The following is a 22,125-nucleotide window of genomic DNA, read 5'->3' as shown; positions in this document are numbered from 1 at the left end:
ACCAGGCGCCCGTCCATAAGGAGGGCAAACAATCCGTTATCGCTCATAAGAGGGTAATACTATGCGTTCTATCGACTTTTCTCCGCTCTATCGTTCTGCCATCGGTTTCGATCGTCTGGCCAATCTCATCGAATCTGCGGCCAGCAATGGCAATGCCGGTTATCCCCCCTACAACATCGAGCAGCTGGGTGACAACGACTACCGCATCAGCATGGCGGTGGCAGGCTTTACCCAGGAAGAGCTGGAGCTGAGCTTCCAGGAAAATCTGCTGACGGTAAAAGGCAACAAGCAGGCCGACACCGGGCGCAACTATCTCTATCAGGGGATCGCCGAACGTGGTTTCGAGCGCCGCTTCCAGCTGGCCGACTATGTGCGGGTGAAAGGGGCCGACCTGAAAAACGGCTTGTTGCACATCGAGCTGGTGCGTGAAGTGCCCGAGGCGATGAAGCCGCGCAAGATTGAGATCAACGGCTGATAGCCTGAATTCACTGAAATTTTAAAATTTCCCGGGTGCCGATAACGGGCCTGTGGAGAGTTGAACCTGTTGCTTATTAGAAGGATAGGATTATGCGTAACCTCGATTTTTCTCATCTCTATTCCAACGCCGTCGGCTTCGAGCGGATGGCCCGCGAGCTGGAAGGTTTGTTCGAGCAGAAGACTGCCGCTTACCCTCCGTACAACATTGAAAAGCGCGATCAGGATGGCTATCGCATCACGGTCGCCGTGGCTGGCTTCGAGCGCGAAGAGCTGGAGCTGGAGACCGAAAACGGTACCCTCAAGGTGAAGGGGCGCAAAGGAGCTGCGGCCGGTGAGCGTCAGTTCCTCCATCAGGGGATTGCCGAGCGTGACTTCGAGCTCGCCTTCAAGCTGAGCCAGCACGTGGAAGTGCAGGGCGCCAAACTGGAGCATGGTCTGCTGACCATAGATCTGGCCCGCGAACTGCCGGAGGCTCTCAAGCCCCGTGCCATCCCCATCGGCAAACCCGAGCAACTGGCGCTACCCGGCTAAGCAAACCGGATCGCGATAAACAAGGGAGGCCTGCATCTGCAGGCCTCTCTGTTTTTGGCTGGCCGGACTGACTTAGCCAGCGTAGAGGGCGTTGATCTCGTCGGCCAGAATGGCGATGCCGCGGCGCACCAACTCCTCGCTCTGGGAGTAGTTGAGGCGGATGCACTCCTGGCTGTGGCGCCACTCGGGGTCGTCGATGCCGGGGAAGAAGTAGTGACCCGGCACGATCAGCAGGTTCTTCGCCTTCAGTCGCTCATAGAGTTCCTGACTGTGGATCGGCAAGCCTTCAAACCAGAGCCAGAGGAAGAGGGCCCCTTCCGGCTTGTGGATATGGAAGCGCGGGTCGGGGATCGCTTCGCGCAGCAGCTTCACCGCCAGCTCCGCCTTCTGCTGATAGAAGGGCTTCACCACCTGTTCGCTGAGGGCGATGATATCGCCGCTCTCGATCATCGGGATGGTGATGGCGGGGCCCAGACTGCCCGGTGCCAGATTGATGATGCCGCTCAGGTTGGTGATGGCCTGGATGATCTTCTCGTCGGCGATGACGATGCCGCAGCGAGTGCCCGGCAGGCCCAGCTTGGAGAGGCTCATGCAGAGGATGGTGTTGGCGTTCCAGAACGGCTTGGCTTCGCTGAAGATGATGCCCGGGAAGGGGACGCCGTAGGCGTTGTCGATCAGCAGCGGGATTCCCTTGTCGCGGGCGATCTGATCGAGATGTTCGATCTCTTCGTCGGTCAGCACATTGCCGGTGGGGTTGGTCGGGCGGGAGACGCAGATCACCCCGATATCGTCACCTACCTGCAGACTCTCGAAATCCACGTGGTATTTGAACTGGCCATCTGGCAGCTTCTCGATGGTGGGCTTGTAGGCCACGAAGTAGTCGTCGGCTAGCGCCGAGTCGGCATAGCCGATGTATTCGGGGGCGAGCGGGAACAGCACCTTCTTCTTGCGGCCATCGGCAAATTCACCGGCCAGCAGGTTGAACAGGTAGAAGAAGGCATTCTGGCTGCCGTTGGTCAGGGCGATATTGCGGGCCGAGATATCCCAGCCCAGCTCCTTGCTGAGCAGGGCTGCCAGCGCTTTGGTGAACCTGTCTTTGCCTTGCGGGCCGTCGTAGTTGGCCATCGCTTTGACCAGCTCGCCGTTGTCGAGCAGGCTCTTGGCTTCCGCCTGAAAGCGTTCCAGCATGGCGGGGATCGGGGCCGGATTGCCGCCACCCAGCATGATGGCGTCCGGATTGGTCAGCCCCTGATTGAGGTCATCCATGAGTTGGGTAATGCCGGCGTGGCGAGTGAACTTCTCGCCGAACAAGGAAAATTCCATTCAGTGACAGATCCAGATTTGAGTTACGGGGATGTAGCACCATAGCTCAGTTTAAAAGCGGGTGTCGATCAAAAAGATGGGACGTTCCACGTGGAACATGGCGCAAAAATCAAGCGTGGTTAAAAGCACCAACTGTTGGTTTAAAAATGACCGAGCGGGATGCATTTTGCGACTCAATTTGGTATCGAGATATAGTTAATTTGAACAAAATCATCATGTTATGAATTGCGTGAGGATTGGCACAACTATTGGAATAGTTATCTGGTCATCTCAACCATACCGGAGCAAACCAGATGAAAAGCCTGATCGCTACCCTGATTGTGAGTGTCCTGAGCCTGAACGTGATGGCCAACGAAAACCCGCGGCCCGAGCTGGAGAGTGCCCAGCTGGAGCAGGATGTGCAGAGCGAGTTGCAACAGGCATCCCATGCCGTGGTGCAGGATGCGTTGCACAATCTCAAGCCGCTGGCGCTGGATACCCTGGTGGTGGAAGCGAGCCAGGCTGTGGCGACTCACCCCGAGAGCTGAGATAGCGCAGGGGGGTCTGTCCCGTATGTTGTTTGAAGAAACTGATGAAGGCGCTGTCGCTGGAGAACTCCAGCGCAGCGGCAATCCGGCTGATGGGCTCGCTTTCTGCCAGCAGCTCCATGGCGCGCAACAGCCGCCACTGCTGACGCCACGCCTGATAGCTCATGCCGGTCTCCCGCATGAAGATGCGGCTAATGGTCTTGTCACTGGCACCCACCCGTTCGGCCAGCCGGTTGAGCCGATCGGGCAGGACATCCTCCCGCTTCAACTGCTGTAGCCAGTCGCCCAGTCTGGGATCCGTCGGCAGCGGCAACTGCCACGACTCCCGTGGCGCCTGCTCCAACTCCTCCATAAACAGTGCAACCGTCCGTTGCTGCTGCTCTTGCGGTTTGTCCCACGGCCAGAGCGCCATCCGCTCGATCAGTTCGTGCAGCAGCGGATTGACCGCCAGCACCTCCACCGTGCCGGGCAACTCGGGGTGCGGCTGGAAGTAGAGTGAGCGGTAGGCCACCACACCACGCATCAGTACCCGGTGGGCTGTGCCCGCAGGCAGCCAGGCGGCGCGGGTGGGTGGCAGCAGGCAGACCCGACCTTCCAGCTCCATGGTCATGCAGCCGGATTGGGCGAACAACAGCTGATGGCGCTGATGTTGATGCAGGCCCGAGTCGTGCCAACCGAGGGCGGAGGCGATGCCGATCACGCTGCCCGTCAGCTGGTCGGGGTCAAAAGGGTGATCGGGAAGAATAAAGGCCATATGTTCGATTTTTGATGTTTATAGTCCTGCTTATTGTAATCAGACAATCGGTATCTCTCTAGAATGGCGACCTCTTGTGAAGGAGGTTTGTCATGAACAACAAGTTGCCACCGCTCTGGCTGGTGGTGGGATTGATGATGTTTCCCCAAATTGTGGAAACCATCTACAGCCCGGTCCTGACCCACATCGCTACCCAGTTTCAGGTGAGCGAAGGGCAGGCATCCCAGACCCTGTCGGTCTATTTTCTGGCGTTTGCGGTGGGCGTGGTCTGCTGGGGACGGCTCTGCGATCTGATTGGGCGGCGTCCCGCCATGCTGGCCGGTCTGCTCACCTATGGTGTAGGCACCTTGCTGGCGCTGCTGGCCAATCAGTTTGAAACCCTGCTGCTGGCCCGGGTCATCGCGGCCTTTGGCGCTGCGGTGGGATCCGTGGTGACCCAGACCATGCTGCGCGACAGCTATCAGGGCAGCGATCTGGCGCGGGTCTTCTCGGTGATGGGCATTGCGCTCTCACTCAGTCCGGTGCTGGGGTTGCTCAGTGGTGGTCAGCTGGCGAGCGGGTTCGGTTATCTCGGGGTATTCAGCGGTCTGCTGATACTGGCGGCTCTCTTGCTGCTGGTTGCCTGCTGGCAGCTGCCGGAAACCCGCCCGGCCACCACCCGGAAAGTCGCACTCTGGCCGCTGGCGTGCCGGATGATGAAGGATGGCGGGCTCTGGCGCAGTGCCATGCTGGTCGCCCTGTTCAACACCATGCTGTTTGGCTACTACAGTCTGGCCCCATTCCTGTTTGCCGGATTGGGATTGAGCACCGGTGAGTTTGGCTATTCGGGGATCTTGCTGGCGCTGGCGACTCTGCTCGGCAGCCTGCTCAACAAGCATCTGCTGGGGAGGGGGTGGCTGCCGTCATCTCTGGTCAGATTGGCTTGCGCTCTGGCGCTGGTTGCCGGGCTGCTGGTATGGGCGACTCAGGCCAGCCTCTGGTTCCTGTTGCCCATGATGGGTGTAGTCATCGCTTTTGGGCTGGCGATCCCCAATGTGCTGAGTCAGGCGTTGCTGGCCTATCGCGAAGTAGCGGGCAGCGCTGGCGCCCTGTTCGGGCTTGGTTACTACCTGCTGCTCAGTCTGGGGTTGGCAGTAGCGGCCGGATTGCAGGATCTCGGCCTGTTGCTGAGTGGCTGCGGTCTATTGGCGCTGCTTTGCAGTGGGCGTCGTTCCACGTGAAACGTCAGTTGCCGATAAAGCGGTAGCCAATACCGGATTCGGTCTCGATAAGCGTCGGTTGCTGGGGGTTATCCCCCAGCTTTTTGCGCAGGCTGGCGATGACGATGCGCAGGTAGTGGGTGTCCTCCTTGTGGCTCGGCCCCCAGATGTCATTGAGCAGCTGGGTCTGCATCACCAGCTTGCCGGGGTGGCACACCAGCGCCTGTAGCAGGGCGAACTCCTTGCGGGAGAGGGGGATCTCCTCCTCTTTCATGGTCACCTTGTGGCTGCTGACATCCAGCGTCAGGCCGCATTGGGGGAAGTGGCGCCGCTCGCCGCTGCTGACGCCAGCTCGCTGGCGCAAGAGCACGCGAATGCGGGCCATCATCTCGCCGATGCCGAACGGCTTGCTCATGTAGTCGTTGGCGCCGGCATCCAGCAGCCGCACCTTCTCCTGCTCCGAATCACGGGCCGACAGCACCAGCACAGGATTGGGGTGGTGTTCGCGAATGGCCTGCAACACCTGAATGCCATCGCCATCCGGCAGACCGAGATCGAGGATCACCAGATCGGGGTTGAGGTGGCGATACTGCTCCAGCCCTTCATTGACCCCCACCGCCTCACTCACCTGATGCCCCTCGGCAATCAGGCTGATCCGCAGAAAGCGACGGATCGCCGCTTCATCATCTATGACCAGAATGTGTGCCATCGAACCTCCAGAGGCGAATGGTGGGAGGGGCTGATTGACCCGATCTGGCGGTCAGCCATCAGACCTCCGGTGAATTGAGGGCGAGCGGCAGGGAGATGCGCATGCAGGTGCCGTTGCCATTGGGGCCGGAGAAGGCCCAAATCTTGCCGCCGTGGGCCTCTATCATAGCGCGGGAAATGGCGAGGCCAAGCCCGGTGCCACGGCTGCCGCAATCGCCCACTGGCTGGGTGTAGAAGAGGTTGAAGATCTTCTCCCGATCCGACTCGGCGATGCCGACCCCGATATCGATGATGTCGATGATGAGATCGGGCTCGGCCAGCATCACCTTGAACTCGATGGGGGTGCCTGCCGGCGAGTAGCGGGAGGCGTTGTCGAGGATGTTGACCAGCACCTGCTCGATCAGGGCGCCGTGCACATAGAGCTGGGGCACATGCTGATCGAAATGGACCAGCAGCTTGTGCTGGCGCCAGGAGGAGTCGAGCCGCTTGCGGGCGCTCTCCACCAGATCCGCCAGATCGACCCAGTCCCGTTTCAACTGGAAGTCGGGGGAGCCGATGCGGGTCATATCCAGCAGATTCTGCACATAGCTGTGGAGGCGGCGCGCCTCCTCCTGCACCGAGTGGAGCAGTTCGTCGCGGTCTTCGGCGGGGATCCGGTCACCATATTCCAGCAGGGTGCTGCCAGCCCCCATGATGGTGGCCAGCGGCGTCTTCAAATCGTGGGAGACCGAGGAGAGCAGGGCGGCGCGCATCCGGTCGGTCTCCGCCTGCAGCTGGCTGTCGGCCAGCCGCTCATTGAGGTCGATCCGCGCCAGCGCGGCGCGAATATCGGTGAGCAGCGCCTGCAGCTGGTGTTCGGCAGAGGAGGAGAGCGGATTGGCCAGCGTTATGCCGATCACCAGATCGTCGCTGAGGTGGTGATACTGGGCCTCGGCGGCATTGAGGGTGGCGGTGTGGGCCCCGGCGCTCTGCTTCTGGGCCAGACACCAGTCGATGGCCGCCTTGTCGGTCTGGCCGGGCCTGTGCTTCTCGTTGCCGAGCCTGTCGTTGAACTCCTTGTCGATCACCACGGTTGGCTGGCCGAGTGCCAGTGAAATGGCCTGGGCACCTTGTCTAAGCACCTCCTCCGGGCTGCTGGCGGTGGCCAGCCCCTGACTGAGGGAGAGCAGAGCATTGCCCAACTGCTGGGTCTCGCGCAGACCGATCAGCTGTTGCCGCTGGCGGGAGGCGAGCCGTCCCGCCGTCATGCCGACGATAAGCAGCACAAACAGAGTGAGCAGGTCGCTGTGGTTGGCGACGCTCAGGGAGAAGTAGGGGGCGGTGAAGAGCAGATTGTGGGCGATAAAGCCCAGCACCGCTGCCAGTGTGGCGGGTACCAGACTGGTGGTGAGGGCAGTCGCCAGCACCCCCAGCACGAATATGAGCGGTAACGCTGCGGGCGGCAGCCAGTAGGAGAGCCCCCAGGCGGCGGTCGAGGTGATCCCCATGATGGTCACCGCCAGCAGGCTGTGGTGAATATCCTTCGGGGTCGGGACGCGCATTCCCACTTCGGGCTTCTGCTTCTCGGTATCGACCAGCGTGATTTCGAGCCCCTGCGCCTGTTTGAGCAGGTGTTGCACCAGCGAGCGGCGCCACGGCGCCTTGTGAGGTTTGCCGAGCAGCAGCTGGGAGACCTGCTGCTGTTCGGCGGTCTCCAGCAGGGTGTTGGCGACCGCCGGACTGGAGAGGGTCAGCACCTTGGCGCCGAGGTGGGAGGCGAGCGCCAGCGCCTGCTCCACATCGGCCGAGCGGCGGCCATTGCTGTCGACATGCACCACCAGCCACGGGAGCTGACGGCGCTGGGCAAAGCGGTGGCCGTAGCGCACCAGCGCCGAGCCGTGCAGGTCACCGAGGCAAACCATCAGCTTGCCCCGCAGCGGCAAGGTGCTCTTGCCTGCCGCCTGCCACTGCAGTTGCAGATCGCCCTCCACATGGCTGGCGGCGGTCTGCATCGCCAGCTCCCGCAATGCGGTGAGGTTGTTGAGGGAGAAGAAGGATTGCAACGCAGCCTTGGCCTGATGGGGCACATAGACCTTGCCCTCCTTGAGGCGGCCGAGCAGTTCCTTGGGGGGGAGGTCGATCAGCACCAGACTGTCGGCTTCCAGCAGCACCTGATCGGGCAGGGTCTCTTTCACCCTGACCCCGGTCAGCTGCCACACCAGATCGTTGAGGCTCTCCAGATGCTGCACGTTGAGGGTGGTGTAGACGTCGATCCCGGCGTTGAGCAGCTCCTCCACATCCTGCCAGCGCTTCTCATGGCGGCTGCCGGGGGCGTTGCTGTGGGCCAGCTCGTCCACCACGGCGATGGCCGGTTTGCGCGCCAGCAGGCCGTCGAGATCCATCTCCTCCAGTCGCTGCTGGCGGTGCATGTGGATCTTGCGCGGCATGATGGCGAGCTTGTCGAGCAGGGCCAGGGTCTCCTGCCGGCCGTGGGTCTCCACCACGCCGATCAGGATGTCGACCTCCTCTTTGGCCTGTTCCCGCACAGCCTGCAGCATGGCGTAGGTCTTGCCCACGCCGGGAGCGGCGCCGAGAAACACCTTCAGCTTGCCCTTGTGCTCCTGTTCCAGGCTCGCCAGCAGGGCGTCGGCCCTTACCTCATCACGCATCCCCATGCTCCTGCATCAGAATCGCCAGCAGGGCGTCGGCGCTTGCTACATCAGCCATTGTTATCCCTATCGAGCCAACCGCCCGTTGCGAAAATCGAGGTCATCACCAAACCGGAATGGGCACCATCAGGCGCCCTTTTGATGATCCAGTTGCAGATTCAGCTGGAGAATGTTGACCACCTGCGGGCCAAGGATACCAGCTTGTGTGGCCGACTTGACCTGCTCCGTCAGTTGGGCGGGATCCAGTCCACGTTCTTTGGCGACGCGGTCCACCTGAGCCAGCACCGCATCCAGCGGCAGGTGGGGATCGAGGCCGGAGGCGGAGCGGGTCAGCATGGCGGGGGAGCGGGTTCCCAGCTGTGCCTTGGCCACCTGTTCGGCAAACTCTGCCCGCAGCGGTGAGCTCATCCCCAGATTGCTGGCGCTGCCGCCAATGGTGTTGAAATCGCTGGCGGAGGGACGGGGATGGAAGTAGTCAGCCCGCTCGAATTTCTGCCCCAGCAGGGCGCTACCGATCAGTTGCTGTTTGCTGTCGGTCAGCTGGCTGCCGTTGGCCTGCCAGGGGAACAGCAGTTGGGCCAGCCCGGTGACGGCCAGTGGATAACCCACTCCCAGCAGCAGGGTCAGGGTCAACAGGGTTCTGATTGCTATCATGATTCTCTTGCTCCAAAGGATGGCTGGGGATGCGGATCTGACCCGCATCCCGGTTATGTCGTTACACCAGACCCAGGCCGGTGATGACCAGGTCGATCAGTTTGATGCCGATAAACGGCACCAGCAGGCCGCCGACACCGTAGATCAGCAGGTTGCGGCGCAGCAGGCTGGCGGCCGAGCCTTTCAGGTCGACACCACGCAGTGCCAGCGGCACCAGCGCCACAATGATCAGGGCGTTGAAGATGATGGCCGACAGGATGGCGCTCTGCGGGCTGCCCAGCTGCATCAGGTTCAGTGCCCCCAGTTGCGGGTAGGCGGCGATGAACAGGGCTGGCAGGATGGCGAAGTACTTGGCCACGTCGTTGGCGATGGAGAAGGTGGTCAGGGCGCCACGGGTCACCAGCAGCTGTTTGCCGACCAGCACCACATCCAGCAGCTTGGTGGGGTTGGAGTCGAGATCCACCAGATTGCCCGCCTCCTTGGCGGCCTGGGTGCCCTCGTTCATGGCCAGACCCACGTCAGCCTGCGCCAGTGCGGGCGCATCGTTGGCGCCGTCACCGCACATGGCGACCAGACGGCCATCGGCCTGCTCCTGCCGGATATAGGCGAGCTTCTTCTCCGGCGTCGCTTCGGCGATGAAGTCATCCACCCCGGCTTCGGCGGCGATGGCGGCGGCGGTTTTCGGGTTGTCACCGGTGATCATCACGGTACGGATCCCCATGTGGCGCAGGATCTGGAAGCGAGCCTTGATACCGGGCTTGATGATGTCCTTGAGGTAGACCACCCCCAGCAGTTTCTCCTGAGTGCAGACCAGCAGCGGAGTACCCCCCTGACGGGCGATGCTGTCGACCGACTTGAGCACCAGCTCAGGCACCGCCTTGCGGTCGAGGCTGAGGTAGTTCAACACGGCATCCACCGCACCCTTGCGATATTGATGACCGTTGCGATCCAGTCCGCTCAGGCGAGTCTCGGCGCTGAAGGGGATCACCTTGTCGCTCTCCAGCTGGCTCGGCTTGGCCATGCTCTTGCTGGCCAGAGTCAGGATGGATTTGCCCTCCGGAGTGTTGTCACCCAGCGAGGCTAGCATGGCCGCTTGTGCCAGCAGGGCGGGGTCGACACCCGGTGCCGGGATCAACTCGTCGGCCATCCGGTTGCCGAAGGTGATGGTGCCGGTCTTGTCCAACAGCAGGGTGCGCACGTCACCGGCCGCTTCCACGGCACGGCCAGACTTGGCGATGACGTTCAGCTTCACCAGTCGATCCATACCGGCAATGCCGATGGCGGAGAGCAGGCCGCCGATGGTGGTCGGGATCAGGGTGATAAAGAGAGCGATCAGGTAGAGACGCGGGACCTGGGTGCCGTTGTAGTCGAGGAACCAGGGCAGGGTGGCGACCACCAGCAGGAAGATCAGGGTCAGGCCCACCAGCAGGGCGTCGAGCGCCATCTCGTTGGGGGTCTTCTGGCGCTTGGCCCCTTCCACCAGTGCGATCATCCGATCCAGCGTACTTTCGCCCGGATTGTTGCTGACGCGCACCCAGATCTCGTCGGAGACGACCGTCGTGTTGCCGGTCACGCCGCTGCGGTCGGTGCCCGACTCGCGGATGACGGGGGCGGATTCACCTGTGATGGCCGCCTCGTTGACCGAGGCGATGCCGGCGACCACTTCGCCGTCGGCCGGGATCATCTCGCCGCTGCGTACCAGCACCAGATCCCCCTTCATCAGGCTGGTGGCGGGCACCCACTCGCCCTGACCATCTTTGGCATTCGCCACCCGACGGGCCTTGAGCTGGCTCATGCCCGCTTTCAGGCTGTCGGCGCGGGCCTTGCCGCGCCCCTCGGCCAGGGTTTCCGCGAAGTTGGCAAACCATAGGGTAAGCCAGAGCCAGGCGGTCAGCTGCCAGGCCAGTGAGGGAGCAACGCCGGAGAAAGGCTGCCCCAGCAGGGACTCCACGGTCGCCATGACTGCGGCCAGCCAGAGGGTGAACAGGATAGGGCTGCCAAACAGCGCCTTGGGATTGAAGCGATAGAGGGCCTCAACCATTGCCTGGATGATCTGTGATTTCTGTTTTTTGCCCTTCACCAACATGGTGTCAGTGCTCATTGCAGTGGACTTGCTCATTGGAAAGCTCCCAGCATCAGATAGTTGGCCATTGGCATCCGGATGGTGATCGACAGGGTCAGGTTCATCAGAATGCTCCTCCGATCAGACTCAGATGTTCGGCCACCGGGCCCAGTGCCAGCACCGGCAGGAAGGAGAGGCCACCTATCAGCAGGACGGTGATGATCAGCAGGGTAACGAACAGCGGGCCGCTGATGGGGAAGTCCCCTTCGCTCGTCTCCTGACGGGGCGCACGGGCCAGCTGACCGGCGATGGCCAGTACCGGAATGATGTAGCCGAAGCGGCCGAGCAGCATGGCCAGACCGATGGCGATGCACTGCCAGTTGTCACCGGCGGCAAAGCCGGCGAAGGCGGAGCCGTTGTTGCCGGCAGCCGAGGCGTAGGCATAGATGAGGCGTGACAGACCGTGCGGGCCATCATGGCCGATGATGGTGCTGGCATCCGGCATCAGCAGGGTGACACCTCCGATCACCAAAACCCCCACCGGCATCACCAGCATGCTGGCGACCACCCACTGCATCTCGGTGATACCGAGCCGTTTGCCCAGATAGGTCGGGGTACGTCCCACCATCAGGCCGCACAGGAACACGGTCAGCAGTACGAACAGCATCATGCCGTAGATACCGGAGCCGACCCCGCCGAAGATGACCTCACCCAGCAGCATGTTGATCATGCCCACCATGCCGCCGAGCGGAGTAAAGCTGTCGTGCATGGCGTTGACGGCACCGTTGGAGGCGGCAGTCGTCGCCACTTCCCAGATGCTGGAGAGCACAGGGCCGAAGCGGCTCTCCTTGCCTTCCCAGTTGCCAGCTATGTTGCTGGCGTCAGTGGTGAGCTGGGCGAGGGCGTGATCCGGTTTCAGCTCCTGGGAGAGGGAGACGAAGAGCCCCAGCACCAGCATGAGGGTCATGGCACCGAGAATGGCGCGACTGTGGGCCATGTCCTTCACATAGCGGCCAAGAGTAAAGACCATGGCGGCGGCGATGGTGAGCAGGGCGACCATCTCCAGCCAGTTGGAGAGGGCTGTCGGGTTCTCGAACGGATGTGCCGAGTTGATGCCGAAGAAGCCGCCGCCGTTGGAGCCAAGCTGCTTGATGGCGATCTGAGAGGCTGCCGGACCGAGGGGCAGCAGCTGCTCCTGACCTTCCACACCGTGGAACGGCAGATAGGCTGACAGGCTTTGCGGCACCCCTTGCCATACCAGCACCAGCGCCATGATCAGCGCGATGGGCAGCAGCACATAGAGGCAGAAACGCACCAGATCCTGCCAGAAATTGCCAAGGTTGATGGTCTGCTGACGGGCGATACCGCGAAACAGGGCAATGGCGACGGCGGCGCCCGTCCCTGCGGAGACGAAGTTCTGGGTGGTCAGGCCCACCATCTGGCTGAAGTAGGAGAGGCTGGCCTCACCGGAATAGGCTTGCCAGTTGGTGTTGGTCATAAAGCTGACTGCGGTGTTGAAGGCGAGTTGCCAGCTCAGACCCGGCAGTTGTTGCGGGTTGAGGGGCAGCAACCCCTGCGCCATCAGGATCAGGAACAGTAGACCGAAACCGGCGCCGTTGAAGGCCAGCAGGCTGAGGGCGTAGGACTTCCAGTCCTGCTCCCGTCCATCGGTGCCACAGCAAGCCAGCGTGGTGCGCTCGACCGGTGCCAGCCAGTGGATTTTGCCTTCAAATACCCGGTAGATGTAGTTGCCCAGCAGCGGTGCCGGCAGCAGAACCAGCAGCACGAAGGCCACCGGATAGATTATTTCTTGCCACATGTTCTAGTTCCTCACTCGTGGTCACGGTGCGTCAGGGCACGCATTGGATTGCTCACGAGGCTCGGCAGTTTGCTGGCCACAGGGTAGATAATTTCTTGCTGCATATAGGTAGTCCCTCACTCGTGACTGCGCGTGAGTGCGCGCATCAGATAGGCCATCAAGGCGAGGACGAGCAGCAGATATAGCCAATTCATATCGACTCCATTGAGATAATTAGCTGCGAGAGCCGATGTAAGACCATATCGACTCTGTTGGTGTCATTGACGCTGAAAAGGGTATGTAAAACAGGCGTAAAGGCGCCATAAAGCGCCATGTGGCAGGCGTAAAATCGGCGTAAAGAACGACGGATTTGCGAGAGCAATGGCGAGGAGGGATCAAAAAACCCGGCCTGAGCCGGGTTTGAACGCTGGTGGATGAAGATGACCTGATAGTGGCAGGTCAGCCTGCAACGTGCTTATCGCATTGTCACAAACTCTTCCGCACTGGTGGGGTGGATTGCGACACAGTTGTCGAAGTCCGCCTTGGTGGCACCCATCTTCATGGCGACGCCGAAACCTTGCAGGATCTCGTCCATCGCAAAGCCGATGCCATGCAGACCGACCACCTTCTCTTCCGGGCCGACGCAGACCAGCTTCATCCGGGTGGGCTGGCGATGCTGGGTCAGCGCAGAGTACATGGCGGTGAACTGGCTGCGGTAGACCTTCACCTGGTCCTCGCCGTATTCGGCGATGGCTTCCGGTTCGGTCAGGCCGATGGTGCCGATGGGCGGGTGGCTGAACACCACGGTCGGCACCAGATCGTAGTTGAGGTGCTCGTTCGGCTTGTTGTTGAACAGCCGTTCGGAGAGGCGACGGCCCGCCGCGACGGCCACCGGGGTGAGCTGGATGCGACCCGTGTTGTCACCCACCGCATAGATGTTGGCGACGGAAGTGTTCTGGAACTTGTCGGTCGGGATAAAGCCCTTCTCGTCCAGCGCGATGCCTGCGGCGGCCAGATTCAGGTTGTCGGTAGCCGGTACCCGGCCGATGGCCCAGATCAGGCAGTCGACGGTGAGGTGGCGACCATCTTCCAGTTGCAGGGTCAGGCTGTTGTCAGCGTTTTTGAGCACGGCTTTGGGAATGGCGTGGGTGTGCAGCTTGGGCCCTTCCTGCGCCATGATTTCGACCAATGTCTCGTGGATCATGGGGTCGAAGTTGCGCAGCGGCGCGTGCTTGCGCACCACCAGATGGGTCTCTGAGCCGAGCGCCTGCATCACCCCTGCGATCTCGACTGCGATGTAGCCCGCACCCACTACGGCAACCCGCTTGGGTTGGCTTTGCAGGTCAAAGAAACCGTCGGAGTCGATACCCAGCTCGGCTCCCGGGATCGCCGGAATTTCCGGGCGGCCACCGGTGGCGATCAGGATGTGATCAGCCGTGTAGTGCTCGCCATTAACCTCGATGGTGTTGCTGCTGACGAAGCGGGCGAAGCCCTTGATGACGGTGATCTGGTTCTTGCCCAGCACGTTCTGATAGGACTGGTGAATGCGGCCGATGTAGGCCTGGCGGGACTCGACCAGCTTGGCCCAGTTGAAGTGGTTGAGGGTGGTGTCAAAGCCGTAGTCGGCGCCATATTTCAGGGCATCGGCGATCTGGCCTGCATACCACATGGCCTTCTTCGGTACGCAGCCTACGTTGACGCAGGTTCCACCCAACTCTTTGGCTTCAATCAGGGCAACTTTCTTACCGTACATGGCAGCCCGGTTGGCAGAGGCGATGCCGCCGCTGCCTCCGCCGATGGCGATATAGTCAAAATGCTGTGCCATTGCGAGGTTCTCCGCTCATTAAGAATGCAATCACAGCATGATGGGGATAAAGCGGCTGGCTCACAAGAGCCAGCGCTCAGTTATGTTGGATCGGCAGGCGAATATGGAACTGGGCGCCCTGGCCCGGTTCGCTGGCACAGCTGATACGGCCTTTCAGCAGTTGCACCACCAAGTTGTAGATGATGTGAGTGCCCAGACCGCTGCCCCCCTGACCCCGCTTGGAGGTGACGAAGGGATCGAAGATGCGCGGCAAGATTTCGGGCGGGATGCCGCGGCCGTTGTCCGAATAGTCGATAAACAGCTCCTCTCCCTGCTGTTCCACCTTGATGGTGATCTTCTTCGGTTTGTCCCAGCTGTCGAACCCGTGGTTGATGGAGTTGAGGATCAGGTTCGAGTAGATCTGGGTAAAGCTGCCCGGGAAGGAGAAGATTGACAGCTTGGGATCGCACTGGATATCCACTTCGCACTGGCTCTTCTTCAGTTTGTGGCCAAGCGAGACCACCACCTGATGGAGGTTGTCGGCGAGGCTGAAGTTGTAGCGTGCTTCCGATGACTGGTCGACAGCCACCTGCTTGAAGCTGGCGATCAGCTCGGAGGCGCGCCGCAGGTTGCTCTGCAGCAGCTGCATCGACTCGTCGAGGTTGATGGTGAACTCGTTGAGATAGGAGCGCGACAGCTGCTTGGAGTCGATATGGGACTTGAAGTCGGCGACCCGCTCCTGCAGGTAGGAGGAGGCGGTCACGCTGATGCCGATGGGGGTATTGATCTCGTGTGCTACCCCGGCCACCAGCGAGCCGAGGGAGGCCATCTTCTCCGACTCCACCAGGGTCTGCTGGGCCTGTTTCAGGTCATCGTATGCCTTGCCGAGCTGGTTGTTGGCTTCACTCAGGCTGCGGGTACGTTCCACCACCTTGCCTTCCAGCTGTTCGTTGAGCTGGATTATCTCCCGCTCGACCTTTTTCAGCTGGGTGATGTCGTAGCCGAAGCCGATCTGGTATTTGAGGTTGGGGCCATCGTAGAAGGGGACGAAGGTCCATTGCAGTACCAGCTCATGGGCCTGCTGGTCATGCATGATGACCTCTTTGTCGGCCAGTGAACCTTCCGCCGCCAGAATATCGTTCAGCTCTTCCCGTTGCGCCGGGCTGACAAATAGATCCAGCCAGTTGTGCTGCAACAGCTCCTGCTGGTGGTAGCCGGTCAGCAAGATGGCTGCCGGGTTGATGCTGGCGATGGTCAAATCCGGTTCCATGCAGCAGATGACCATGTTGGCGGAGTTGATCAGGGTGGCGGAGAAGTCCCGTTCCTTTTGCAGTTGTTCGACCGCCTGATGGCGGGCAACCAGCTCGTCACGCAGTCGGGTACGCATCTGGTTGAGGGTGGATACCAGGGTATCCAGCTCATCGGGTTTCTTGCGTGGCTGCGGGCGGCCTTCCAGCTCCAGCGCCATGTCGAGCCGATCGAGGTTGAACTTCTGGGCGTAGTTGGCGATGCGGTTGATGTGCCTGACCACCAGATAGTAAATGATGATCAGGATGCAAAATGAGACCACCAGGGTCTTGATGGTCTGGCTGACCATGATCAGCACCGATTTTTCGATGAGGCGCTGGTAGATCTGCTCGAGAGAGGCGGCAACGAACAGCTTGCCGACAATCTCTCCCTGATAGGTGAGGTTGAATTCTCGGGAGATATCATAGCTTTCCCGCTCGACCCCCTGGGTCAGCAGCGGGACTTCGGAGTTGCCGAGCATCTCCTTGACCATCACGAACTGCATGTTGGGCAGGTTCATGATCCCTTCAATTTGCACTTTGACCTGCTCTTCATCCAGGTTCCACAAGCTGGCGGCGATGGGTTGCAGGAACGAGGCCTCGATCTGGCCGATGCTGTCTTCGATGACGGCGACATCCTTGCGGTAATCCCACGCGAGTTGCAGCGCCGTAATGATCATCGCCAATACGGTACTGCAGACCAGAATGTAGGAGAGCAGGCGATATGAGAGTCCGTTGCGGCCTACGGCCCTGGCGGTCTTGGTGAAGAGTCCTGACATGGCGTCCTTGCGGTCTGGATGTGGTGTTTTTTAGTTTAACTGCTTCATGCACTTATGTCGTCTTTCCTGCGAAGCATAAAAAAGGCCCCGTATCGGGGCCTTTGCATGTGATTGATGATTAATGTCCGCCGTTTGCTTTGGGCGGAATGGTTTCATCGAATACCGGCAAGGGTTTGTGCTCGGAAGCCAGATAGGTGTAGATCACCGGCAGCACGAACAGGGTGAACAGGGTACCGATGGCAAGACCAGCCACGATGACGATACCGATACTGAAACGCTGTGCCGCACCGGCACCTGCGGCGTAGAGCAGCGGGATCAGACCGGCAATCATGGCGGCGGTGGTCATCAGGATCGGACGCAGACGCACCTTGGCGGCTTGCATCACGGCCTCCATCCGGTTCATGCCGCGCAGCAGCTGCTCTTCCTTAGCTACTTCACAGATCAGGATACCGTGCTTGGTAATCAGACCCACCAGGGTGATGAGGCCCACCTGGGAGTAGATGTTCATGGTCGCCATACCCCATGCCAGGGCAATCAAGGCCCCGCTGATGGCGAGTGGTACAGAGACCATGATGACCAGCGGGTCACGCACCGACTCGAACTGGATTGCCAGCACTAGGAAGATGATGGCCAGTGCCAGCGCGAAGGTGGCATAGAGCGCATTGCCTTCGGTGACAAACTGACGGGCTTCACCCATGAAGTCGTAACGATAGCCTTGCGGCAGCTTCTCGTCGGCGGTGGTCTGGAACCAGTTGATCGCATCACCCATGGCCACGCCCGGAGCCGGAACGGCGCCGATGGTGGCGGAGTTGAGCTGGTTGAAGTGGGGCAGGGCACGGGGCTCGCCAACCACTTCAATGCTGATCAGACTGCCGAGCGGGATCGACTTGCCGTCTGCGGCCCGCACGTAATAGCCCTTGATGGACTCCGGATTGAGACGGTACTTGCGCTCGACCTGCGGGATCACCTCGTAGGAGCGGCCATCCAGGTCGATACGGTTGACGTAACCGTCCGCCATCATGGTGCCCATGGTGATACCGATATCCTGCATGGTGATGCCGTAGGCACCCGCCTTGTCCTTGTCGATGCGGATCTTCATGGTGGCGGAGTCGTAGTTCAGATCGAGATCCGAATAGACGAACTGACCGTTACTCTGCGCCGCTGCCAGAATTTCCCCGGCCACCAGGAACAGGCTTTCGAAGCTGTTCGGGGTGGTGATGACGAACTGGATCGGCAGACCACTCGATGCACCCGGCAGTTCCGGGAACTGGAAGGTGGTGATGGCCATACCCGGGATGTCTTTCACCAGATTGGCGACCCGGTCCAGCACCTCTTTCTGGCTCGCTTCACGCTGGCTCCAGGGCACCATGGAGGCGATACCGAACGCCTGGTTGGCGTTGAACACCCCTGAGAAGACCTGGGAGAAGGCGATCTCGGGCTGGTCGTCCAGGATCTTGTTCACATCCGCCATGGTGTTTTCGATGTAGTCCAGGTTGGCGTTGGACGGTGCGGTACCCAGCACGGCCATTACCCCCTTGTCCTCTGACGGTGCCAGTTCGCTCGGGATGAACTTGAACAGCAGCGGCAGGCTGGCGAAGACGATGACGGCGAACACCACGATGACGGGGCGCTTTTTCATCACGGCGTGCAGCATGCTGTCGTAGCGATCGGTCATCCGCTCCAGCAGGTGGTGGACCGTGCTCTCGAACTTGCCCGGCTGCTCGTTGGCCTTGAGCATCTTGGAACACATCATCGGTGACAGGGTCAGGGCGATGATGCCCGAGACGAACACGGCACCAGCCAGCGTCAGGGCAAACTCCTTGAACAGGGAGCCGGTGATGCCCCCCATCAGGGCGATAGGCGCGTATACCGCCGCCAGGGTGACCGTCATGGCGATAACCGGCACCGCAATTTCACGGGTACCGATAATGGCTGCCCGGAACGGTTCTTCCCCCTCCTTGATATGACGGTCGACGTTCTCCAGCACCACGATGGCGTCATCCACCACCAGACCGATCGCCAGCACCATCGCCAGCAGAGTCATCAGGTTTATCGAGAAGCCGAACATATCCATCATCATCACCACGCCGATAAGACTGAGCGGAATGGTGATGATCGGGATGATGACAGCGCGGAACGAACCGAGGAACAGGGTGATGACCACCAGAACGATGGCGGCTGCCTCCAGGATGGTCTTGATAACCTCGTGGATGGACTCGTTGATCGCCACGGTGGAGTCATACATCACGTTGAGACGCATGGTGCTCGGCATGTTGCGCTCAAGGCTCGGCAGCAACGCCAGCACATCGTGGGCGATGTTGATGGGGTTGGCTGTCGGCGCGGCGTTGACCGCCATGACCACTGCTTCGCGGCCGTTGGCGCTGGCGCGATAGATGTCGTGGCTCTTCTCGAGGGTCACCTTGGCAATGTCGGAAAGGCGGATCACCTTGCCGTCACGGGTAGCAACAACCAGACGCTTCAGCTCGTCGACATCCTTGACCTGGGTCTCGGCGTTGCCGTTGAACAGGGTGAAGTAACCGGTCGCCTGACCTGTCGCTGACTGATAGTTGTTGCTGTTGAGCACCGTCATCACGTCACTGGCAGTCAGGTTGAAGGCCGCCATCTTGGCCGGATCCAGCCATACCCGCAGGGCAAACTCGACACCGCCGTAGAGGTCAACCTTGGAGACCCCGCCGACAGTAAAGAGCTGCGGCTTGATAACCCGCTCCAGATAGTCGGTGATCTGGCTGGAATTGAGCTCCGGGCTGGTAAAGCCGAGGTAGAGCACCGCCGTGGTTGAACCGGTGGAGGAGGTGACCGACGGGTCTTCCGCCTCTTTCGGCAACTGGGATCGCACCGAGTTCACCTTCGCCAGGATGTCGGACAGCGCGGCGTTGGGGTCGGTGTTGAGCTTCATGTACGCAGTGATGGTTGAGCTACCCAGCTGGCTGGAGGAGGTCATGAAGTCGATGTTGTCGGCTTGCGCGACTGCCTGTTCCAGCGGCTGGGTGATGAACCCCTGGATCAGATCAGAACTGGCGCCATAGTAGCCAGTGCTGACGGTGATCACCGTGTTGGTCACCTCGGGGTATTCCCGTACCTGCATCTTGAAGATGGCCTGAAAGCCCAGCAAGGCGATCAGGAAGCTGAGCGAGATCGCCAGCACAGGCCGTTTTATAAATATGTCAGTAAATCGCATCGCAGATCTCCGCGCTTACAGCATCGGGGTTTGTGCCGGAACGGCCAGGGCATCGTTCTCGACCACATGCACCTTGGTGTCGTTGCTCAGGCGAACCTGACCCGACAGTACGATCTGGTCACCGGCCTGGATGCCGGAGAGCACATGCACATCGTTGCCACGGCGCTCACCCGCCTTGACCACAACCTGCTTGGCTCGCAGCACTTTCACCTTGTTACCCTCTTTGTCGGTCTCTTCGCCCTCTTTGAGCACATAGACGTTCTGACCGTAAAGGGTGAAGGAGATCGCGGTCTGCGGGATCACGATCTGATCTTTCACCGTCGGCAGAATGATGCTGGCGCGGGCGAACATACCGGAACGGAGCTGGCCGTCGTTGTTCGGAATGTCTGCCTGTACCTGGATCAGGCCGCTTTGGAAGTTGACCGCAGGCTCGATGGCGGTGATATGACCGTCAAACTGGGTTTGCGGATAGGCATCCACATTGATCTTGATGGTCTGGCCCAGCTTGATTTTGGAGATATCGGTCTGGGGCACGGTGAAGCGCAGGCGCATCACGCTGGTATCCTCCAGGCGCACGATATCTGTGCCCGGCTGCAGATACTGACCGAGGAACACATTGCGCAGGCCGACCACGCCGCTAAAGGGCGCACGCACTTCACGACGGGCAATGGTCGCCTTCAGACTCTCGATATCCGCTTCCAGCGAGCGATAGGCCGCTTCCGCCTCATCCAGCTGCTCTTTGGAGATGGAGCTGGTCTTGTAGAGGTTCTGGAAACGATCGAACTTGGCTTTTGCCGCCGGCAGTTTGGCCTGGGAGGCACGCAGATTGGCACGCTCTACGGTGGAGTCCAGGCTCAGCAGCAGCTGGTCAGCCTTGACCGGTTTGCCTGATTCGAAGGTGATGGCGTCAATGGTACCTGCCAGTTCGGTGGAGAGGGTCACCCCCTGATTCGGCTCGATGAAGCCGATCGCTTCGATGGTCGGTACCCAATCCTGCGCCTTGGTCACCATGGCGGTGACGGGGAACTCGGGCTCCGGCCGGTTGGCCATATATTGGGCAATCATCTTCTGTTTGAACAAATTGAAGCCGATGACGCTGCCAAACAAGGCGATCGCTATCAGCAACATAATGGCCATCCACTTTTTCATGAACAGGCTCCTGAGGTGGAAAGATTGGGGGATAAAATGGCATTCCAGCTGGCCCGGATCGCGGTTTCCAACTGCGATTCGGTCAGCGTGATGTTGTGCACCCTGCACTGCAGGGCCAGATGCATGACACTGTCCAGACTCAACACCTGGAGTGCCCGTATCGGTAAATCAATAAACAGTCCTTGTTCAACGCCCTGTTCAAAAAATCGGTCCAGAGGCTCCCAGGCGGCCAGAATGACAGGATTGGTCTCCAATTCTGCCCCTAGCGGAGAGCTCTCGTACTGCAATTTGCACCGGATAGCGTTGGGTTCGTTAACAAAAATGGCATGAATATTGAGCCATAATTGGCGAAATTGTTGAAATGAAACTTTATCGATTGCTACATCGGCCATGACCATGGGCACACACTGCAAGATAGTGTGCTGGTGCAGTTGCCGGATCAGATCATCCTTGTCGCCGAAGTAACGATAGATAGTGCCGGTGGCAACATTGGCCTTCTTGGCGACTTCTGCAATCGACAGACCATGAAAACCCCGTTCACCCAGCACCTCATGGGCCGCGTTGAAGATGCTCTCTTTTTTATCCAGAATCATCAGTGTGACTTTCGATTGAATGAACGTTCATTCATTCTAGATGGGCATCAAATCAAGTCAAGGCAGCAAGGCGATTTGCGACAGTGATCTGCCCCTTTTCGGCTGGCAGCAGGGGAATAGTGGAAGAAAAGTGCGCAATGTGCTTGAAAAAACAACGAACAGTGCTTCGGTGACAGAAAAGTGTAGACAAACCAGCAACCATCATTAATAATGCGCCCCGTTCGACAGCGTAGCGCCCGTAGCTCAGCTGGATAGAGCGCTGCCCTCCGGAGGCAGAGGTCACAGGTTCGAATCCTGTCGGGCGCACCATCAAAAGTGCGTCGGTTAAACGGGCGTTGTTGTGGAACGAAAACAGCTGTGGTGGCTGTAGCTCAGTTGGTAGAGTCCCGGATTGTGATTCCGGTTGTCGTGGGTTCGAGCCCCATCAGCCACCCCATTTTACAGCTTGTCAGGTACGCGAAGGTGGCGGAATTGGTAGACGCGCTAGCTTCAGGTGTTAGTGCCCCCCGGGTGTGAGGGTTCGAGTCCCTCTCTTCGCACCATACTTGCTGTATGACGAGGATGACCGTCAGGTCGTCTTTGTTTTTTTGAAGTAAACTATTTTGAAAGAAATAGCCTCGGTGATTAGCGCAGT

The 22,125-nt window shown here is 60.0% G+C and carries 16 protein-coding genes and 3 tRNA genes; 7 read left to right on the top strand and 12 right to left on the bottom strand.

What is annotated here, in order from left to right; translation table 11 throughout:
* Nucleotides 1-61: 61 nt before the first annotated feature.
* Together L972_RS17375 and L972_RS17370 are read left to right on the top strand one after the other, a co-directional pair.
* Entirely contained in the window at nt 62-475 is a 414-nt protein-coding gene (locus L972_RS17375; protein ID WP_005339298.1) for an Hsp20 family protein, read from the top strand.
* A gap of 92 nt (nt 476-567) precedes the next feature.
* Nucleotides 568-1,008 (top strand): Hsp20 family protein, encoded by a 441-nt coding sequence (locus tag L972_RS17370; RefSeq protein ID WP_005339297.1) that lies wholly within the window; start codon nt 568-570, stop codon nt 1,006-1,008.
* A gap of 72 nt (nt 1,009-1,080) precedes the next feature.
* On the opposite strand, the gene L972_RS17365 is transcribed toward L972_RS17370, so the two are convergent.
* On the bottom strand, nt 1,081-2,331 hold the full coding sequence (locus L972_RS17365) for a valine--pyruvate transaminase (RefSeq protein WP_047439867.1): 1,251 nt from the start codon (nt 2,329-2,331) through the stop codon (nt 1,081-1,083).
* A gap of 293 nt (nt 2,332-2,624) precedes the next feature.
* Here L972_RS17365 and L972_RS21095 point away from each other — a divergent pair, with 293 nt between their 5' ends.
* Nucleotides 2,625-2,858, top strand: coding sequence for a hypothetical protein (locus L972_RS21095; protein WP_021230450.1), 234 nt, complete (start codon nt 2,625-2,627; stop codon nt 2,856-2,858).
* Here the strand turns inward: L972_RS21095 and L972_RS17360 are convergent.
* Entirely contained in the window at nt 2,788-3,612 is an 825-nt protein-coding gene (locus L972_RS17360) for an AraC family transcriptional regulator (RefSeq protein ID WP_047439865.1), read from the bottom strand. The two genes, L972_RS21095 and L972_RS17360, sit on opposite strands and share 71 nt — an antisense overlap.
* A gap of 92 nt (nt 3,613-3,704) precedes the next feature.
* Here L972_RS17360 and L972_RS17355 point away from each other — a divergent pair, with 92 nt between their 5' ends.
* Complete coding sequence (locus L972_RS17355) at nt 3,705-4,832, top strand: multidrug effflux MFS transporter (RefSeq protein ID WP_047439863.1); 1,128 nt, start codon at nt 3,705-3,707, stop codon at nt 4,830-4,832.
* A gap of 4 nt (nt 4,833-4,836) precedes the next feature.
* Here L972_RS17355 and L972_RS17350 read toward each other — a convergent pair whose 3' ends face one another.
* From L972_RS17350 to L972_RS17305, 10 genes are all read right to left on the bottom strand, one after another.
* Nucleotides 4,837-5,520: a response regulator gene (locus tag L972_RS17350; protein ID WP_047439862.1), complete on the bottom strand. Its 684-nt coding sequence runs from the start codon at nt 5,518-5,520 to the stop codon at nt 4,837-4,839.
* A gap of 58 nt (nt 5,521-5,578) precedes the next feature.
* Nucleotides 5,579-8,167 (bottom strand): sensor histidine kinase, encoded by a 2,589-nt coding sequence (locus L972_RS17345; protein ID WP_047439860.1) that lies wholly within the window; start codon nt 8,165-8,167, stop codon nt 5,579-5,581.
* A 126-nt stretch (nt 8,168-8,293) separates the two neighbouring features.
* Nucleotides 8,294-8,821 (bottom strand): potassium-transporting ATPase subunit C, encoded by a 528-nt coding sequence (locus L972_RS17340; RefSeq protein WP_047439859.1) that lies wholly within the window; start codon nt 8,819-8,821, stop codon nt 8,294-8,296.
* Between the two features lie 61 nt (nt 8,822-8,882).
* Nucleotides 8,883-10,940, bottom strand: coding sequence for a potassium-transporting ATPase subunit KdpB (kdpB, locus tag L972_RS17335; protein ID WP_047439857.1), 2,058 nt, complete (start codon nt 10,938-10,940; stop codon nt 8,883-8,885).
* 67 nt (nt 10,941-11,007) lie between these two features.
* Nucleotides 11,008-12,702 carry a potassium-transporting ATPase subunit KdpA gene (gene kdpA / locus L972_RS17330; protein WP_047439855.1) on the bottom strand — a complete coding sequence of 565 codons (1,695 nt, stop codon included), beginning with the start codon at nt 12,700-12,702 and terminating at the stop codon, nt 11,008-11,010.
* A gap of 454 nt (nt 12,703-13,156) precedes the next feature.
* Nucleotides 13,157-14,506 carry a glutathione-disulfide reductase gene (gene gorA, locus L972_RS17325; protein ID WP_047439853.1) on the bottom strand — a complete coding sequence of 450 codons (1,350 nt, stop codon included), beginning with the start codon at nt 14,504-14,506 and terminating at the stop codon, nt 13,157-13,159.
* A gap of 76 nt (nt 14,507-14,582) precedes the next feature.
* A complete protein-coding gene (locus L972_RS17320) occupies nt 14,583-16,550 on the bottom strand; it encodes an ATP-binding protein (protein ID WP_047439851.1) in 1,968 nt (655 codons plus the stop codon).
* A gap of 118 nt (nt 16,551-16,668) precedes the next feature.
* Nucleotides 16,669-19,749 carry a multidrug efflux RND transporter permease subunit gene (locus L972_RS17315; RefSeq protein WP_005355755.1) on the bottom strand — a complete coding sequence of 1,027 codons (3,081 nt, stop codon included), beginning with the start codon at nt 19,747-19,749 and terminating at the stop codon, nt 16,669-16,671.
* A 15-nt stretch (nt 19,750-19,764) separates the two neighbouring features.
* A complete protein-coding gene (locus tag L972_RS17310; protein WP_005355753.1) occupies nt 19,765-20,898 on the bottom strand; it encodes an efflux RND transporter periplasmic adaptor subunit in 1,134 nt (377 codons plus the stop codon).
* A complete protein-coding gene (locus tag L972_RS17305; RefSeq protein WP_005339267.1) occupies nt 20,895-21,491 on the bottom strand; it encodes a TetR/AcrR family transcriptional regulator in 597 nt (198 codons plus the stop codon). Before L972_RS17305 ends, L972_RS17310 begins: the two co-directional genes overlap by 4 nt.
* Nucleotides 21,492-21,723: 232 nt before the next feature.
* Here L972_RS17305 and L972_RS17300 point away from each other — a divergent pair.
* The 3 genes from L972_RS17300 (at nt 21,724) to L972_RS17290 (ending at nt 22,033) form a co-directional block, all read left to right on the top strand.
* A tRNA-Arg gene (locus L972_RS17300) sits at nt 21,724-21,800 on the top strand.
* A 51-nt stretch (nt 21,801-21,851) separates the two neighbouring features.
* A tRNA-His gene (locus tag L972_RS17295) sits at nt 21,852-21,927 on the top strand.
* 20 nt (nt 21,928-21,947) lie between these two features.
* A tRNA-Leu gene (locus L972_RS17290) sits at nt 21,948-22,033 on the top strand.
* Nucleotides 22,034-22,125: the final 92 nt, after the last annotated feature.

Origin of the sequence: Aeromonas sp. ZOR0001 (assembly GCF_000801015.1) — a bacterium.
GTDB lineage: Bacteria > Pseudomonadota > Gammaproteobacteria > Enterobacterales > Aeromonadaceae > Aeromonas > Aeromonas veronii.
This window is presented reverse-complemented; position numbering and strand designations above follow the sequence as displayed.